The organism is Streptococcus sp. SP1, assembly GCF_030440005.1.
GTDB lineage: Bacteria > Bacillota > Bacilli > Lactobacillales > Streptococcaceae > Streptococcus > Streptococcus parasanguinis.
Map to the genome: position 1 here is coordinate 1 of NZ_JAQFJJ010000010.1, position 18,015 is coordinate 18,015.

General features: G+C 43.1%; 18 protein-coding genes. 13 read left to right on the forward strand and 5 right to left on the reverse strand.

The window, feature by feature from the left end; translation table 11 throughout:
• Nucleotides 1–210 precede the first annotated feature (210 nt).
• Complete coding sequence (gene rsmG, locus PCY07_RS06300; protein WP_301355572.1) at nt 211–924, reverse strand: 16S rRNA (guanine(527)-N(7))-methyltransferase RsmG; 714 nt, start codon at nt 922–924, stop codon at nt 211–213.
• Between the two features lie 70 nt (nt 925–994).
• On the opposite strand from rsmG, the gene PCY07_RS06305 reads away from it, so the two are divergent.
• A complete protein-coding gene (locus PCY07_RS06305; protein WP_301355573.1) occupies nt 995–1,555 on the forward strand; it encodes a LemA family protein in 561 nt (186 codons plus the stop codon).
• 1 nt (nt 1,556) lies between these two features.
• Nucleotides 1,557–2,453 (forward strand): zinc metalloprotease HtpX, encoded by an 897-nt coding sequence (gene htpX, locus PCY07_RS06310; protein ID WP_301355574.1) that lies wholly within the window; start codon nt 1,557–1,559, stop codon nt 2,451–2,453.
• A gap of 25 nt (nt 2,454–2,478) precedes the next feature.
• Here the strand turns inward: htpX and PCY07_RS06315 are convergent, their stop codons facing one another.
• From PCY07_RS06315 to PCY07_RS06330, 4 genes are all read right to left on the reverse strand, one after another.
• A complete protein-coding gene (locus PCY07_RS06315) occupies nt 2,479–3,696 on the reverse strand; it encodes a transporter (RefSeq protein ID WP_301355575.1) in 1,218 nt (405 codons plus the stop codon).
• On the reverse strand, nt 3,693–3,869 hold the full coding sequence (locus tag PCY07_RS06320) for a hypothetical protein (protein ID WP_013904044.1): 177 nt from the start codon (nt 3,867–3,869) through the stop codon (nt 3,693–3,695). The genes PCY07_RS06315 and PCY07_RS06320 overlap by 4 nt, the downstream gene beginning before the upstream one ends.
• 110 nt (nt 3,870–3,979) lie before the next feature.
• On the reverse strand, nt 3,980–4,840 hold the full coding sequence (locus tag PCY07_RS06325; protein ID WP_195412165.1) for a helix-turn-helix domain-containing protein: 861 nt from the start codon (nt 4,838–4,840) through the stop codon (nt 3,980–3,982).
• The gene (locus PCY07_RS06330; protein ID WP_301355651.1) at nt 4,837–5,208 is read right to left on the reverse strand and encodes a DUF2200 family protein; all 372 of its coding nucleotides are present in this window, start codon (nt 5,206–5,208) and stop codon (nt 4,837–4,839) included. The genes PCY07_RS06325 and PCY07_RS06330 overlap by 4 nt, the downstream gene beginning before the upstream one ends.
• 109 nt (nt 5,209–5,317) lie before the next feature.
• Here PCY07_RS06330 and PCY07_RS06335 point away from each other — a divergent pair, with 109 nt between their 5' ends.
• From PCY07_RS06335 to der, 11 genes are all read left to right on the forward strand, one after another.
• Nucleotides 5,318–5,857 (forward strand): DUF177 domain-containing protein, encoded by a 540-nt coding sequence (locus PCY07_RS06335; protein WP_195412166.1) that lies wholly within the window; start codon nt 5,318–5,320, stop codon nt 5,855–5,857.
• A 124-nt stretch (nt 5,858–5,981) separates the two neighbouring features.
• Complete coding sequence (locus PCY07_RS06340) at nt 5,982–7,460, forward strand: flotillin family protein (protein WP_049498391.1); 1,479 nt, start codon at nt 5,982–5,984, stop codon at nt 7,458–7,460.
• Between the two features lie 169 nt (nt 7,461–7,629).
• On the forward strand, nt 7,630–9,054 hold the full coding sequence (gndA, locus tag PCY07_RS06345) for an NADP-dependent phosphogluconate dehydrogenase (protein ID WP_003017375.1): 1,425 nt from the start codon (nt 7,630–7,632) through the stop codon (nt 9,052–9,054).
• Nucleotides 9,055–9,063: 9 nt separating this feature from the next.
• The gene (locus PCY07_RS06350; RefSeq protein WP_003017362.1) at nt 9,064–9,762 is read left to right on the forward strand and encodes a response regulator transcription factor; all 699 of its coding nucleotides are present in this window, start codon (nt 9,064–9,066) and stop codon (nt 9,760–9,762) included.
• Between the two features lie 235 nt (nt 9,763–9,997).
• Nucleotides 9,998–12,190: a PTS transporter subunit IIBC gene (locus PCY07_RS06355; RefSeq protein WP_041818497.1), complete on the forward strand. Its 2,193-nt coding sequence runs from the start codon at nt 9,998–10,000 to the stop codon at nt 12,188–12,190.
• A gap of 85 nt (nt 12,191–12,275) precedes the next feature.
• A complete protein-coding gene (locus tag PCY07_RS06360) occupies nt 12,276–13,088 on the forward strand; it encodes an endonuclease/exonuclease/phosphatase family protein (RefSeq protein WP_301355581.1) in 813 nt (270 codons plus the stop codon).
• A 162-nt stretch (nt 13,089–13,250) separates the two neighbouring features.
• Nucleotides 13,251–13,724 (forward strand): transcriptional regulator NrdR, encoded by a 474-nt coding sequence (gene nrdR / locus PCY07_RS06365; RefSeq protein WP_003017391.1) that lies wholly within the window; start codon nt 13,251–13,253, stop codon nt 13,722–13,724.
• The gene (locus PCY07_RS06370) at nt 13,725–14,903 is read left to right on the forward strand and encodes a DnaD domain protein (protein WP_301355584.1); all 1,179 of its coding nucleotides are present in this window, start codon (nt 13,725–13,727) and stop codon (nt 14,901–14,903) included.
• Nucleotides 14,904–15,803: a primosomal protein DnaI gene (gene dnaI / locus PCY07_RS06375; RefSeq protein WP_003017387.1), complete on the forward strand. Its 900-nt coding sequence runs from the start codon at nt 14,904–14,906 to the stop codon at nt 15,801–15,803. It abuts the gene before it with no gap.
• Nucleotides 15,800–16,513, forward strand: coding sequence for a nitroreductase family protein (locus tag PCY07_RS06380; protein ID WP_041826426.1), 714 nt, complete (start codon nt 15,800–15,802; stop codon nt 16,511–16,513). Before dnaI ends, PCY07_RS06380 begins: the two co-directional genes overlap by 4 nt.
• Nucleotides 16,514–16,570: 57 nt before the next feature.
• A complete protein-coding gene (gene der, locus PCY07_RS06385) occupies nt 16,571–17,881 on the forward strand; it encodes a ribosome biogenesis GTPase Der (RefSeq protein WP_003005632.1) in 1,311 nt (436 codons plus the stop codon).
• Nucleotides 17,882–18,015: the final 134 nt, after the last annotated feature.

The window sequence follows — 18,015 nt, forward strand, 5'->3', positions numbered from 1 at the left end:
AGAGTGGGACAGAAATCGGTAATTCGTTAGAATTCGATTTCGTCGTCCCACCTCCGCACAGTTGAGTAGGGCTGTAAAAGCTGATGAAATCAGCGTAGTAGAGCCCACTCAACCACTGCGTCTTGCTTGACAATCCAAAAATAATTGAGAGGCTAGGACTTTTGTCCCAGCCTCTTATTTGACTTTATCCTCTTGGCCCTTTGTATCTTACTACAATGGCCGCTTATTGGGCATGCCTGCTTTTCTTGGATATTTATTTGGGGTTTCTTTTTTCTTTTCGACAAGAGTGATATAGCGTGGATCCCCGTTTGGCAATTCATACTGTAGATTGTCTTCAACCTTACTAAATAGCAGGTTGAGGGCATTTTTTGCTTCTTCCAACTCTTCTGGAGCATTGCTGGCCTTGAGAGCGAGGAGCCGTCCTCCTACTTTCAGGTAAGGGATAGTCAGCTCAGAAAGGACCTGCATGCGAGCAACAGCGCGCGCTGTTACGAGGTCAAATTGGGCACGAAAGGCCTTGTCTTGCGCAAAGTCCTCGGCACGTCCATGGTAGAAATGAACCCCACTTAAGCCCAACTCTTCAGCCAGCAAGTGAAGGAAATTGATCCGCTTATTGAGGGAATCAATGATGGTCACATCTAGCTCAGGGAAAAGAATCTTCATAGGAAGGCTGGGGAAGCCAGCACCAGCTCCGATATCCAAGAGACGGATGGGTTGGTTTTCGATCAAACCTTGTAAAATGGGTGCGATAGAATCATAAAAATGCTTGAGATAGACTTCTTCTTTTGCAGTGATGGCAGTGAGATTAATCTTCTCATTCCATTCAACGAGGAGCTCAAAATACCGTTCGTATTGCTCTTTTTGGCGATCAGTTAATGGGAAGCCGAGATCGGCTAAACGGACATAAAATTCTTCTGGTTTCATGCTATTATTTTACCACAAAATAAGGGAAATTTGATATACTGGTAGAAAGAAATGAAAGGAATTCAATAAAATGATTTGGATTATTCTTGGGATCATTGTGGTCCTTGTGTTAATTGTAGTAGGAGTTTACAACGGTTTGGTAAAAAGCCGGATGCAAACTCGCGAAGCTTGGAGTCAAATTGACGTGCAATTGAAACGTCGGAATGACTTGATTCCAAACTTGATCGAAACAGTAAAAGGCTATGCCAAGTACGAAGGGGATACCCTTGCTAAGGTCACTCAACTTCGCCAACAAGTGGCTCAAGCTTCTTCACCTGCAGAAGCAATGGTGGCCAGTGATGCTCTTTCCCGTCAAGTGGCAGGTATCTTTGCGGTGGCTGAAAATTACCCAGACTTGAAAGCTAACACTAACTTCATGCAATTGCAAGAAGAATTGACCAACACAGAAAATAAAATTTCTTATGCTCGTCAATTGTACAACAGTGTCACAAGCAACTATAATGTGAAATTGGAAACTTTCCCAACAAACGTGATTGCTGGAATGTTTGGCTTCAAACAGGCTGAATTCCTTCAAGTGCCTGAAGAAGAAAAAGCAGTACCAAAGGTGGACTTTAGCGGATTAGGAGACTAATATGCTGTTTGACCAAATTGCAAGCAATAAAAGGAGAACCTGGATTCTCCTTATTGCTTTTTTCATACTCTTGGCTCTCATCGGAGCAGCCGTTGGCTACCTCTGGTTAGGCTCTTCCCTTGGTGGCGTCATCCTAGCTTTGATTATTGGTGGAATCTATGCCTTTAGCATGATTTTCCAATCAACTGAAGTTGTCATGCGAATGAACGGGGCGCGTGAGGTGACGGAAGAGCAAGCCCCTCAACTCTACCATATTGTACAAGATATGGCCATGGTAGCTCAAATCCCTATGCCTCGAGTTTATATTGTAGATGATCCATCCATGAATGCATTTGCGACAGGGTCTAATCCTCAAAATGCAGCCGTTGCAGCGACAACAGGTCTACTGGCTGTGATGAACCGTGAGGAATTGGAGGGAGTTATCGGACATGAAGTCAGCCATATTCGCAATTACGATATCCGCATCTCCACGATTGCAGTTGCCCTTGCCAGTGCCATTACGATGCTTTCTAGTATTGGAGGACGGTTGATGTGGTGGGGCGGTGGCCGTAGCCGGGATGATGATCGAGAAGGTAGCGGTGGTTTGGAGATTGTTATGTTGATCCTTTCCTTGCTTGCCATCGTTTTAGCGCCATTAGCAGCGACCTTGGTCCAGTTAGCCATTTCTCGTCAACGGGAGTTCCTAGCAGACGCTTCAAGTGTTGAATTGACGCGGAATCCTCAAGGGATGATCAATGCTTTGTTAAAACTAGACAATAGCGAACCAATGCAACGACATGTCGATGATGCGAGCAGTGCTCTTTTTATCAACGATCCCAAAAAAGAATCCGGTTTGCAAAAACTCTTTTATACCCACCCACCCATTGCTGAGCGGGTGGCACGTTTAAGAAAAATGTAAAAAAATCCATCCAATGGTGGATTTTTTATTTGGTTGTTAAGAGGAGGGTAGTGAAACCAAGGATGGCAAAGATCCCCCAAGCTAAGGGAAGGCTCCAGATAGCTAGACTAGAAAAGAGAGCTGTCCCAAGTGGCATGGCAAAGCTGACCATCAGTCCCAAAAAGCTAGAGGTAGAAGCTAATTTTTCAGCGGGCAATTTACTCATTAAAAGACTGGAAACTTTTGGGTTGATTTTTGCTACAAGATAACCAAGGAAAGTGATGAGTAGAAGGGAAAGGAAATCCCAGTGTACCAGAATATTTGTGAGCCCAAGCATAGTCAGCCCACCTGCTATCCACAGGAGGATATGGTGGAGCGATTGCTTGGAAAAATAGTCATGGGGTGTCAAACTAGCCCAGACCATGCTTAAAATAGTCACTGCCTCTAAAATCAAGAGCGACTGGCTAAAACTCAACTGAAAGAAGGGGGAGAGAAGCAGTTGCAGATTGTAGATACCTGAGATGGATCCCCCTAGGGCATTGATAAGAACCAATGAGAAGAGCAACTTGCCAAAGTGGTGGACCTCCTCATCTGCAAAAATACTTTTGGCGTTCTGGTACATCTCTTGGCATTCGTGTACCAAAGAATTCTTACTTTGGGGCTCAATGACTGGGTCATGTGTCAGCTGTTTTTTTCTCATCAGGAGACAAGTGGAAGACAGGAGAAAAGTCACTGCATTGATCGAAGCGACCAGAGCAAAATTTTGATGGCTGATAGCTAGCAGCCAAACTCCTAGAGCTTGTCCAGAAATCGAACAGACCATACTTAGCAGTTGGTTGAAGGAATAGGCTTCCATCAAGTCCTCATCAGCGATATTCTTTTTCATGATGGGGAGTTGCAAGCCTCCTCGATAATCGCTCAAACAATCTGAAACAATGTTTAAGAAGCAAACAATCGAAAAGGCTAGGTAACCCGGAATCTTGGTCATGAGAGCAATAAGGATGAAGAGGATGGCTTGAAGATAGCCAATGCGGATCAACCAGTTAGCTTTTTTCTTCGTGCGGTCAGCCTTCATCCCGACAAAAATGGTAAAGAGGCTAGGAATAAATACAATGAGATTGGCAATGCCAACTGCTAGGCTCGGTTGTGGCATACTGGCAGCAAAGACCACAAAGACCAGATTGTAGATGGCAGCGCCAAGGGTATTCAAAAAGCGAGAAAGACTAAGTAAGGCAAAAATTTTATTACGAGCTAAGAGTTTCATGAGCCTTCCTCCTTCACGTGATTAGTTTGTAGGACTTGTTTGATGGATCGAAAGATCTGTTTGAAGAGGTCTAGTTTCTCATCATCAGAGAGAAGAAGTTCCTGATCCTTCAGATAAACGCTGGTATGTGAGAGAAGAAAGCGGAGGAAGTGGTTTTTTAGTTTGGTCATCATGGGAAGAACCTTCTTTCTTTACTTGATGGTCCTATTGTAAACCTAAAAAGCAAGAAAAAATTAATGTTGCATATTTTCAACAAAAACTCACAGAGTAGATCTGTGAGTTTTTAGGATTTATTGATCAGTTCTTGCAGGCCCTGTTTGTAGTAGTTGGCACTGTCCTTACAATCCAGAATAGAGAGAACCTGGATGGCCTGTTCCATCTTTTCAAGACCGATTTCTTTTTCTCCCTTTCGATAGAGAAATTCTCCTTTGGCGTAGAGATAAACCGTCCGAAGGTAGGCTTCGTTCTCAGAGTAAAAGTGGTCCTTGATCAGCTGATCAAAATAGGTTGCATCTTCAAATTCATTTGAACTAATGGCGAGAAAAAAGCCATTAAGGAAAATAGAATTGATGGCAGGACGAGAGGAATCTAGGAGAAGCTTGAAATCCTCCCGTTGGACCAACTCCTCTGTGTATTGTTGATAGAGCTGACTAGAGAAAAGAGGAGAGGTCAGTGAAAATAGGCTTAACTCAAAATTTCCCCAGACCATGACAGAGAAGAGGTAGTCATAGAGGAAATCTAGTTCCTCTTGGCTAGCGGTGAGCTCTACCTCAGGATATAAGCCAAGTATTTTGGCCTTGAGAATAATGCTGGCTAAGAAGTCTTCTTTTTTCTGATGTTTCTGGTAGGCTTGCTGGTAGCTTTGGTACAAGGCTTGATCGTGTTCCAAGCTCATGTTTTCATAGTGCTCTTTCAACAATTTGGGGATAAAAGAGTGCTGATCGATCCCTGCTAGATGAGAGAACTCACTGAGACTTGTTTTGATCTGTTGAAGGGCCTGAAAAAACCGTTGCGTCGTCAGGTCATTTTCTCCTCTTTCAAATCGCGACAGCATAGAGCGCGAAAATTCGCCACCCGTAGCTTCCTCTAAAGAGATGTGGCGACTTTCACGTATTTGCCGAAAAATAGCTCCGATTTCTTTCATGAATTCTCCTTTTTTAGCTGGTATTTTTCAACCAATTTCTCAACAGTCTTTCCTTTGCTTAACCAATCAGCCAGACGATCTAAGCGGCGGATTTCCTGCATCAAAGGATCCTGAATCGTTTCAATTTGCACGCCACAAATTTTCCCAGTAATCAATGTCCGGTTGGGGTGATAGGCGGGAGCTTGTCGAAAGAAATCTTCATAACTTCCGTCACTCTTTTTCCATTCTTTTAGTTCCGCCAGAGAATAGCCTGTTAATCGCGAGGTGATTTGGTCAAGGCTTATCTCTTTTCCACCCTTTCGTAAGACTTTTTGGACTAAAGCTGTGTATACAGTTGAAAATGGTAAATCGTAAACTCTTGCCATCAGATCTCCTTCATCTTTTTTCATGATTATAACAAATTTTTGAGGAGACTTCTTGGTTGAGGGGCAGCTTCATGATATACTAGTAGTATCTAGAAGATTTGAGGACAAAAGAATGAACTTATATACACAAGAAATCCGTAAAAATCCTGAAGGACTAGCATTTGATCAAGGGTTGGATTTGTTAAAGGATCTGCAAAAGCGTAATCCAGAAATTCTTGATTTAAAGAATGTGACAGCGACAGGACGAGTAGCCTATGATACAGGCCTCTATGTCTTGGATTACCAGTTGGCCTACACCATCGTTTTGGCATCTAGCCGCAGCATGGAGCCTGTTGAGCTTCAAGAGAGCTATCCTGTAACAGAGGTGTTTGCTGAGGATGTACAGTCTGATGCAGATATCGAGGCCCTAGAGGAAGACTTGATCCTTCCAATCGAAGGTGGGAAGATTGACCTGAGTGAAAGTGTAGCGGATAATATTCTGCTCAATATTCCCCTCAAGGTTCTCACTCCAGAAGAAGAGGCTGGACAAGGTTTTATCGAAGGCAATGATTGGAAAATCCTATCCGAAGAAGAATACCAAGCCGCTCAAGCGATCAAGAAAGAAGAGAACAGTCCTTTCGCTGGTCTTCAAGGATTATTTGACGAAGAATAAGCTAGAGATTGCATTTGATAAATTTAGACATAAATACAGGTCTTTTCTTTGAGGAAAGGCCTTCTTTTGATATACTAGGATTAATAAACAACAGAGGGGAGACCTCTAAAAAAGGAGAAAAAGTATGGATACTTTATTTATTCCAGGTTGGTTGATTACTTTTGTAATCGTAGCCATTCTTGTATTGATCTTGTTGGTCAAAGGGTATGTCAACGCTAAACCCAACGAAGTCGTGGTCATTACAGGTCTTCGGAAACAACGTCACTTACGTGGGAAAGCTGGCTTTATGATTCCCTTTGTCGAACAACGCTCTTATCTTGATATTGAGCAATTCTCGACAGATGTTCGGACTTCTGAGTCTGTTCCAACACTGGACTTCATTAACGTCCGTGCCGATGCAGCTGTTAAATTAAAAATCGGTACAACCGATGAAATGATTGCCCGGGCTGCAGAAAACTTCTTGAACTGGAATACGACAGATATTTCCAATTCTGTCCAAGATGTCTTGGAAGGAAACTTGCGGGAAGTGATCGGTCAGATGGAGCTCCGTAAGATGGTCAATGACCGTCAAGAATTTGCCTCAAAAGTGCAGGACAACGTAGCACCAGACTTGGCTAAAATGGGTCTAGAAGTCATCGCCTTTACGGTTCAATCTTTCTCTGATGAAGGGGGAGTCATCGATAACCTCGGGATTGAAAATGTTGAAACCATTAAGAAAGATGCCTTGATTGCCAAAGCCAAAGCAGAACGTGAACGCAAGGAAGTTGAAGCAGAACAAGATAAATTGGCTAACGACAAACGGGTCGCTGCCGATCTTGAAATCGCGCAAAAACAAAATGAATTAAAACTCAAACAAGCAGCCCTCAAGCAAGAAGCAGATATTGCCCAAGCAAAAGCAGATGCCGCTAAAGGGATTGAGGCAGAAGTGCAACGTCGTGAACAAGAGCGCGTGGCAGCCGAAGCTAATATCATGAAACAGGAAAAAGAAGCGGAAGTCAAAGAGCGCGAAGTTAAGGTTCGTGAACAGGAATTGGATGCCAACATCCGCAAACAAGCTGAAGCTGAAAAATATGCTCGTCAACAAGCTGCAGAAGCAGAATTGATTGAACGCCAACGCAAGGCAGAAGCAGAACTCTTCGAAACACAAAAAGAAGCCGAAGCTCGGAAAGCCCAAGCCGAAGCTGAGAAATTTGCCCAATTGCAAGAGGCTGAAGCTATTGAAGCCAAAGGTCGTGCCGAGGCCGAAGCCATTCGCTTGAAACTGGAAGCCGAAGCCAAAGGTTTGGACCAAAAGGCCGAAGCGATGAAGAAAATGCAAGAAGCAGCCATTACTGAAATGGTCGTTGACAAGTTGCCTGAAATTGCGCGTGCTGTCGCAGAACCATTAACCAAGGTTGATAAGATCACCATGTACGGGGAAGGCAATGCTTCTAAGATGGTGGGCGATATCATGCAAAGTATCGACCAAGTCTCTCAAGGAGCTGGATTTGATATTCGTCAATTGCTAGCAGGAGCTCTTGGAGTTAATATGACGGTCAATAAACTCAAAGAAGGAGAACAACCGGTCATTGAAGCAGAGGAGTTAGCTTCTAAAGAAGATTAATGTCATTCATCAGGAAGTGTCTGAGAACTGTTTCTCGGGCACTTTTGTTTTTAAGATCAAATGACTTGCATGATCTTCTCCCTCTTAGAGAAGGCGGGAAGCTATTTTCTGCTTTCTTTTGAGGAGGAAAAATGGTAGAATAAAGGCAAACTATAAAGAGGAGTGTCACATGACTAAAGCAAACTTTGGTGTTGTTGGTATGGCCGTAATGGGTCGTAACCTTGCCCTTAATATCGAATCTCGTGGCTACACAGTTGCCATTTATAACCGTAGTAAAGAAAAAACAGAAGATGTAATTGCTTGCCATCCTGATAAAAACTTTGTGCCAAGCTATGATATCGAAAGCTTCGTAAACTCAATCGAAAAACCACGTCGTATCATGCTTATGGTTCAAGCAGGACCTGGTACAGACGCAACCATCCAAGCCCTTCTTCCACATTTGGATAAAGGCGATATCTTGATCGACGGAGGAAATACTTTCTATAAAGATACCATCCGTCGTAACGAAGAGTTGGCGAACTCTGGTATCAACTTTATCGGTACTGGTGTATCTGGTGGTGAAAAAGGTGCCCTTGAAGGTCCTTCTATCATGCCTGGTGGACAAAAAGAAGCATATGACTTGGTAGCTGACGTCCTTGAAGAAATCTCTGCAAAAGCGCCTGAAGATGGAAAACCATGTGTGACTTACATCGGTCCTGATGGAGCTGGTCACTACGTAAAAATGGTCCATAACGGGATCGAGTATGGTGATATGCAATTGATCGCAGAAAGCTATGACCTCATGCAACACTTGCTTGGACTTTCTGCAGAAGACATGGCTGAAATCTTTACTGAATGGAACAAGGGTGAATTGGACAGCTACTTGATCGAAATCACTGCTGATATCCTTGGACGCAAAGACGACGAAGGTCAAGATGGACCTATCGTAGACTACATCTTGGATGCTGCAGGAAACAAAGGAACTGGTAAATGGACTAGTCAATCAGCGCTTGACCTTGGTGTGCCATTGTCACTCATTACTGAGTCAGTATTTGCTCGTTACATCTCTACTTACAAAGAAGAACGTGTTCATGCAAGCAAGGTTCTTCCAAAACCAGCTGCATTCAAATTTGAAGGAGATAAGGCTGAATTGATTGAAAAAATCCGTCAAGCCCTTTACTTCTCAAAAATCATCTCATACGCACAAGGTTTTGCTCAATTGCGCGTCGCTTCTAAAGAAAACAATTGGAACTTGCCATTTGCGGACATCGCATCTATCTGGCGCGATGGATGTATCATCCGTTCTCGTTTCTTGCAAAAGATCACAGATGCATACAACCGCGATGCAGATCTTGCTAACCTTCTATTGGATGAGTACTTCTTGGATGTCACTGCTAAGTACCAACAATCAGTTCGTGATATCGTAGCTCTTGCTGTTCAAGCTGGTGTACCAGTACCAACCTTCTCAGCAGCGATTACTTATTTTGATAGCTACCGTTCAGCGGATCTTCCCGCGAACTTGATCCAAGCACAACGTGACTACTTTGGTGCTCACACATACCAACGTAAAGACAAAGAAGGTACCTTCCACTATTCTTGGTACGACGAAAAATAATCTTGCCCTATGGTCAAACGAGTTCTACTAGTAGAAAATGAGAAGCAAATCGCTCGCTTCATTGATTTGGAACTTCAAAAAGAGGGGTATCAAGTTGATGTGGTCGAAGATGGAAAAGCAGGTCTGGCGTTGATTGCTGCGACCAAATATGATCTGATCTTGTTTAATTACGATCTGTCAGATATGTCTGGTGAAAGATTCGCAGAGGAAATCAGTCGGATTCGCCCAGCTTCTGTTTTGATTGTTTTGGATAGTCGCGAAAAAATTGCTGAGCACAAAGAGAGTATTCAGCGCTTTGCCGTTTCCTATATGGTCAAACCCTTTATTATCAGCGATTTGGTAGATAAGATCACAGCCATTTTTAGAGGACGTGATTATATTGACCAACATTGTAGCCAGATGAAAATCCCAACGTCATACCGCAATTTGCGCATTGATGTGGAACACCATACCGTCTATCGTGGGAAGGACATGATTAGTTTGACCCGCAGAGAATATGACCTCCTAGCGACCCTGATGGGAAGCAAGGGAGCGGTAACACGTGAGCAGTTATTGGAGAGTGTCTGGAAGTATGAAAGTACGGGTGAAACCAATATTGTTGACGTCTATATCCGTTATCTCCGTGGGAAGATTGATCTCCCGGGCCAAAAAAGCTATATTAAAACAGTTCGTGGTATTGGCTATGCCATGCAAGATGAGTTAGAATGAAACATTCGAATCCTTTAAGGATTCGAATGTTTTTTAGTTTCAAAGAAATCGTTTGCGTTGAAAAAAGAATGAGTTTTAAAAAGAATTTGGCTTAAAAAAGATAAAAAAAGATAAAATTTGGAGAAAAAAATGAATGTAAGGCTTTACAAATTTTTAAAATATGGTATACTAGAAACAAATTAAGCGCAAACGTTTTCTTAAAACAGAGCCTTAAACAATATAAGGAGGTTGAATGATGAACAAAGGATCATTCAAAAGTTTATTTAGCTTTGAATTCTGGCAGAAGTTTGGTAAGGCCTTGATGGTCGTTATCGCTGTCATGCCAGCGGCTGGGTTGATGATTTCAATCGGGAAATCAATCCCTATGATCAACCCGAATTTATCTCCACTTGTTATTACAGGTGGGATTCTCGAACAAATCGGTTGGGGGGTTATCGGTAACCTTCACATCCTTTTTGCACTCGCTATCGGTGGTAGCTGGGCCAAAGAGCGTGCAGGGGGTGCCTTTGCAGCTGGTCTCTCTTTCATCTTGATTAACCGTATTACCGGTGCAGTTTTCGGAGTCACATCAGCAATGTTGACTGATAAGGCTGCTACAGTACACACAATTTTCGGTGGATCGATTAAAGTTGCGGACTACTTTATCAGTGTTCTTGAAGCTCCAGCTCTTAATATGGGGGTATTTGTAGGGATTATCTCAGGTTTCGTTGGAGCAACAGCCTTCAATAAATACTACAACTACCGTAAACTCCCAGAAGCCCTTTCTTTCTTCAACGGGAAACGCTTTGTACCATTCGTTGTTATCGTTCGTTCAGCCATTACAGCCTTGCTTTTAGCAGCTTTGTGGCCAGTAGTTCAATCAGGAATTAATGGATTCGGTATTTGGATTGCCAACTCACAATCAACAGCTCCAGTTTTGGCACCTTTCTTGTTCGGTACTTTGGAACGTCTTCTTTTGCCGTTTGGTCTTCACCATATGTTGACCATTCCAATCAACTATACTCAATTGGGTGGTAGTTACCAAGTTCTTACAGGTGCTGCCAAAGGAACAACTGTATTTGGACAAGATCCACTTTGGTTAGCTTGGGTAACAGACCTTGTTAACTTGAAGAAGGCAGACCCTAGCCAATATCAACACTTGCTTCATGCGTACACACCAGCTCGTTTCAAAGTTGGTCAAATGATCGGATCCTTCGGTATCTTGATGGGGGTTGTAGTTGCTATCTATCGCAATGTGGACCCAGATAAGAAAGAAAAATACAAAGGGATGCTTTTTGCAACTGCCCTTGCTACATTCTTGACAGGTGTTACGGAACCAATTGAATACATGTTCATGTTCATTGCAACACCTTTATACCTAATCTATGCCTTTGTTCAAGGAGCTGCCTTTGCAATGGCTGACTTGGTTCACCTTCGTGTCCACTCATTCGGTTCAATCGAGTTCTTGACACGTACCCCAATGGCCATCAACGCTGGTTTGGCATTAGATATCTTTAACTTTGTATGGGTAACAGTCCTATTTGCCTTTATCATGTACTTCATTGCTAACTTCATGATTAAGAAATTCAATTATGCAACTCCAGGACGTAACGGTAACTATGAACAAAATGATGATGCCCCTGCAGGAGATGGTGCAGCAGCAGGTGCTGCTACAAGCTCAGCAAGCTCACAAGTCATTAACATCATCAACCTTCTTGGTGGACGTGCCAATATCGTAGACGTTGACGCATGTATGACTCGTCTTCGTGTAACCGTTAAGGACGCTGAAAAAGTCGGAACAGAAGAACAATGGAAAGCTGAAGGTGCTATGGGTCTTGTCATGAAAGGACAAGGTGTCCAAGCGATCTACGGACCTAAAGCTGACGTATTGAAATCTGATATCCAAGACGTTCTTGATTCAGGTGAAGTCATTCCTGAAACACTTCCTAGCCAAATGACAGCAGTTCAAAAGGCTGAAGCAACCTTTAAAGGGGTAACAGATGAAGTTCACTCCGTTGCAGATGGTGAAGTGATTAACATCGAAGATGTGAAAGATCCTGTATTCTCACAAAAAATGATGGGTGACGGATTTGCGGTTGAGCCTGAAAATGGCCATATCGTTTCACCAGTTGCTGGTAAAGTTACTAGCGTCTTCCCAACCAAACATGCCCTTGGTTTGGTAACAGATAATGGTTTGGAAGTCTTGGTTCATATCGGTCTAGATACAGTTAGTCTTGAAGGAAAACCATTTGAAGTTAAAGTTACTGAAGGTCAAACAGTGGCTGCTGGAGACCTCTTGGTAGAAGCAGACCTTGATGCGATCCGTGAAGCAGGTCGTGAAACTTCAACAATTGTTGTCTTCACAAATGCAGATGCGATTAAATCTGTTAAGGTCGAACATACTGGTAAATTGGCAGCAAATGCTCCAGTTGCAACAGTAGAATTATAAGAGACGTCGGCAAAGAAAATGAGGTTGGGGCAGTGCACCCGGCCTCTTGCCGTTTCTTGATTTGGAAAGAAGGAGAAATCAGGGGATGAAATTTTTAACATTAAATTCCCATAGTTGGATGGAAGAGAATGCCCAGCAAAAATTTGAAACCCTCAAGGAACAAATTTTAGAAGCACAATATGATGTGATCTGTTTCCAAGAGGTCAATCAAGAGATGGCCTCAGAAACAGTTGAAACAGATGAGTATTATCAAGCCGCGCCATCAGCCGTGGCTATTCACAAGGATCACTTTGTTCACGTATTGGTTGAAGAGTTGGCTGCCCAAGGGCTTCACTACTATTGGACTTGGGCCTACAACCATATCGGCTATGATCACCTCAATGAAGGGGTGGCAGTTCTTTCACGTCAACCCTTGAAGGCAGATGAGATTTTGGTATCCAATATGGATGATCCAACGGACTACCATACCCGTCGAGTGGCCGTTGCTCATACGAGTGTGGATGGAAAAGAGATCGTTGTTGGCAGTGTTCATCTTTCTTGGTGGGACAAAGGTTTCCAATTTGAGTGGCCACGAATTGAAAAGTATTTTAACCAAGTAGAAAAACCCTTTATTTTAGCGGGTGATTTCAATAATCCTGCTGGCCAAGAGGGGTATGAAACGATTTTATCAAGTTCCCTAAAGCTCCAAGATAGCTTTATTGAAGCCAAAGAAACAAAGGGGACCTATACTGTTGGTCCTGGAATCGACGGTTGGACGGATAATCAGGTACCACTGCGAATTGATTACATCTTTGCAAGTCCAGAATGGGAAATTAAGCGTCTACATGTCATTTTTGATGGTCAAAATAAACCGCTTGTGAGTGATCACTATGGCTTAGAAGCTGAATTATCTCTTTAAAATCAAATGAGAGTTCTAGAATGATTTTAGTTTTAAATTGTTTTAGGACTTTTTTAATTTGTAAAAGAGGAGTGGGGACAAGGAGATCTCCTGTTCTTCTGCTTTCTTTACGATTCATTTTATGGTAAAATGAAGTGTTAAAACAGTTTAAGGAGGTAGCAAATGCGTTGTCCAAAATGTGGTGGAAGTAAGTCTAGTGTGGTGGATAGTCGACAAGCTGAAGACGGGAACACCATTCGTCGTCGTCGTGAATGCGAAGAATGCCATTATCGCTTTACTACCTACGAACGAGTGGAAGAACGGACCCTAGTGGTTGTTAAAAAGGATGGAACACGTGAGCAATTTTCTCGTGATAAAATCTTTAATGGTATTATCCGATCGGCACAAAAACGACCTGTATCCAGTGATGAAATCGAAGAAATTGTAAACCGGATCGAGCAAAAGGTTCGCAGCCAAAGTGATAATGAAATTAATAGTGAGTGTATTGGTTCTTTAGTTATGGATGAGTTAGCGGACCTTGATGAGATTACCTATGTCCGTTTTGCTAGTGTTTACCGGAGTTTCAAGGATGTCGGTGAATTAGAGACCCTCTTGAAACAAATCACGAAGGGAACCAAGAAGAAAAAGGAAAAATAGATGAAGCCCAATACTCCGTTCTCATTTTTAAAAAATAACATTCTTCCACCGGCAGGGCCTGCATTAGAGCAGTATTACCTGCCTATTTTAGAGATGGAAACCGTGACGGTCTATCGCTTTCTGCTCGCATCTTATGATCAAGGTGAAAAGAAACATCTACTTGCCCAAATCTTAAACCACATTGATATGGGGTTTCCTCAATTGTTACTTGCTTTTGATCGTTTGATTGCTATGGGATTGATCGATATCTTTGAGGAGGAAGCTGGCATCGCGATCCAGTTGCACGCTCCTCTTGAGGCGGAGCAATTCTTTTCCAATGCCGTCTATAAACGCTTGCTTGAAAAGAAAATCGGGGAAAAGGCCGTAGAGGATTTGCTCCCAGCGCGCTCTTTAGGGAGTAGAAGGCAAGTTTCCTTCTCGCAAGTCTTTGGACTAGATGCTGGGGAAGCGACTGTTGTTCCAAGTAAGAAACAGCAGTTTGATATGGAGATGTTTAAGCGAATGATGGGGCGTGATGGACTTCGTTTTGCGGATGAAGGAGAAGCAACCCTAGCCCTCTTTGCCATCGCAGAAGAGCAGCAATGGACCTGGTATGAAACCTATCTTTTAGCCAAAGAAACAGCTGTAGACCGGATTGTCTCTCCAAAGAGAATGAAGCAAAAGTTGGCTCAGGCTAGCCAGGAACGACCACGTATGTCCTATAGCCGTCAGGAAGAAACTATTCTGAGGGAAGCTAAGGCAAAATCCAGCTTACAATTTCTAGCGGAGATTAAGAAGGCGCGCAATGCGACCATTACGCAGAGCGAACGCAAGACTTTATCCAAGTTAGCTGATCTAGGCTTACTAGATGAGGTGATCAATATTATCTTATTGTTGACCTTTAACAAGACCCAGTCTGCTAATCTCAATGAAAAGTATGCTTTGAAGGTAGGAAATGATTTTTCTTATCAAGGGGTCAACAGTGCAGAACTAGCGATTTTAAAAGTTCGAGAACGCCAGGAGCAAGCTAAGGCTCAAGGAAACAAGGGGACGAGTCCTACATCAGCCAATGGCAAGCACAGCAATGTTCCCAAGTGGAGTCAACCAAATTATCAAAATCAGACCAGTCAAGCAGAAAAGGTGGATCTTGCTAAAGAGAAACAACGCCTGTTAGAAAAACTGAATCAAGGAGGTGAGTAGATGGAAAGTGTAGGTCAAACCATGTCTCACATGAACCGTGCACGTCAATTTAACTATGAGGATTTGGTCGCACAGATCTTGGCAGATCAAGAAGTTGCTGCCTTTATTAAGGACCAGTCTTTGTCTGAGCAAGAAATTCGACGTAGTATTTCAAAATTTAATCAATACATTAGTGAACGCAATCGTTTCTTATTGGGAGATTCGGATTATATTGCCAAAGGTTATAAGCCCATCCTCACCATGAATGAAGGCTATGCGGATGTCGCTTATGAGGAAACGCCAGAGTTAATCGAAGCCCAAAAACGAGCTGCAATCAACCAACGTCTTAACTTGATCAATCTCCCTTCGACCTTGAAAGAAGCGAGTCTAGCCAAGGTAGAGCTCGATGATAAAGGACGTTTCGAGGCTTTTGAAGAATTAGCCAATTTTGTGGCCAACTATCCTGAATATCAAAAGGGGATCTACCTCTATGGTGATTTCGGAGTAGGAAAGAGCTACATGATGGCAGCTTTGGCTCATGATTTATCCGAAAAGCGCCAGGCCTCAACTACCCTACTTCATTTCCCAAGTTTTGCTATCGATGTCAAAAATGCAATCAGTTCGGGCTTGGTCAAAGAAACCGTCGATCAGGTGAAAAAAGCCGAAATTTTAATTCTTGATGATATCGGTGCGGAACAGATGTCAGCCTGGGTGCGAGATGAAATTTTACAGGTGATTCTGCAACACCGGATGCAGGAAAATCTCCCAACCTTCTTTACTTCTAACTTTAATTTTGAAGAGTTGGAGCGTCATTTTGCGGTTTCGCGCAATGGAGATGAAACATGGCAGGCCAAACGTGTCATGGAGCGCGTGAAATTTTTAGCCAAGGAAATCCATTTGGAAGGAGTGAATCGCCGATGAATGAAACCATCCGTTTAATGAAATCTCATTTTTCTGTTCGCCGTTTTAAGGAAGAAGCCATCAAAGAAGCTGACCTCAAGGAAATCTTATCAGCTGGGCAGATGGCATCAAGTTGGAAAAACTTTCAGTCTTATTCTGTGATTGTGGTCAAAAGCAAGGAAAAGAAAGAAGCTCTTTACGACTTGCTTCCTCAAGAAGCGATTCGCCAATCAGACGTCTTTCTTCTCTTTGTTGGTGATTTAAACCGCGCTGAAAAAGCTGTCAAACTCCATGAGCAGGATTTCCATCCTGAAGGGGTGGACAACTTACTGATCACCTCAGTGGATGCGGCTCTAGCAGCTCAAAATACGCTATTGGCAGCTGAAAGTCTCGGCTATGGTGGAGTGATTATCGGCATGTTGCGCTACTGTTCAGAAGAAGTCTCAGAACTCTTCCGTCTGCCAGACTATACCTACCCTGTTTTTGGGATTGCTCTCGGAGTACCCAACCAGCAACATGCAGTGAAACCACGCTTGCCATTGGAGCAGGTTGCTTTTGAAGAAGAATACCAAGAACAAGACCTATCAGTTGTGACTGCCTATGACAAGGTTCAGGCAGATTATGCTGGAGCGCGTGTAACAGACAGCTGGAGCGAGCGCCTTGCAGCTCAATTTGGTCAACCTGAACAAGAAGAGACCAAAAAACTACTAGAAAAACACAAACTATTATGAAATGAAGAGAGGCGTTCTTGAACCGAAATCTCGCCTTTCATTAGAAAAGAGGAAATCATGGCCCTACCAACTATTGCGATTGTAGGCCGTCCCAATGTCGGAAAATCTACACTCTTTAACCGGATTGCCGGTGAGCGGATTTCCATCGTTGAGGATGTAGAAGGAGTCACTCGTGACCGCATTTATGCAACAGCTGAGTGGTTGAATCGAAAATTTAGTATCATTGATACAGGGGGGATTGATGACGTAGATGCCCCATTTATGGAGCAAATCAAGCATCAGGCAGAAATTGCCATGGACGAAGCAGATGTGATCGTCTTTGTTGTTTCTGGAAAAGAAGGGATCACGGATGCGGATGAATATGTCACTCGTATCTTGTATAAGACTCATAAACCGGTCATTCTTGCAGTCAACAAGGTGGATAACCCAGAGATGCGCAATGATATCTATGACTTTTATGCCTTGGGACTGGGTGAACCATTACCGGTATCCTCTGTCCACGGGATCGGAACTGGGGATGTACTTGATGCCATCATTGAAAATCTTCCGAATGAAACAGAAGAAGAAAATCCAGATATCATCAAATTTAGCTTGATTGGTCGCCCAAATGTTGGGAAATCAAGCTTGATCAATGCGATCCTAGGAGAAGACCGGGTCATCGCAAGCCCTGTTGCTGGAACCACACGGGATGCCATCGATACCCATTTTACCGATGCAGATGGCCAAGAATTTACCATGATCGATACAGCTGGTATGCGCAAATCTGGTAAAATCTATGAAAACACTGAGAAATATTCTGTCATGCGTGCCATGCGTGCCATCGACCGTTCAGATGTGGTTTTGATGGTCATTAATGCCGAAGAAGGGATTCGGGAGTATGACAAGCGGATCGCTGGCTTTGCTCATGAAGCTGGTAAAGGTATGATCATTGTTGTCAACAAATGGGATACCATTGAAAAAGACAACCATACCATGAAGCAGTGGGAAGATGACATTCGTGATCAATTCCAATACCTTTCATATGCGCCGATTGTCTTTGTCTCTGCCTTGACCAAACAACGCTTGCACAAGTTGCCAGAGATGATCAAACAGATTAGTGAGAGTCAAAATACACGGATTCCTTCAGCTGTCTTGAACGATGTGATTATGGATGCCATTGCCATTAATCCAACGCCGACCGACAAAGGAAAACGCCTCAAGATCTTCTATGCGACACAAGTGGCAACCAAGCCGCCAACTTTTGTGGTCTTTGTTAACGAAGAAGAACTGATGCACTTCTCATACCTCCGTTTCTTGGAGAACCAAATTCGCAAGGCCTTTGTTTTTGAAGGAACTCCAATCCATTTGATTGCGCGAAAACGGAAGTAGGGAATACGAGACAAATGGATCAAAGTGGAGAAGGATATTTCAAATGATAAAATGCTCATTCTTCCATCTATGAAAACAACTAAAAGTAGCGCATAAGCGTTGCTTTTTTTAATAAGCTGGTAAAATGAAGTAGA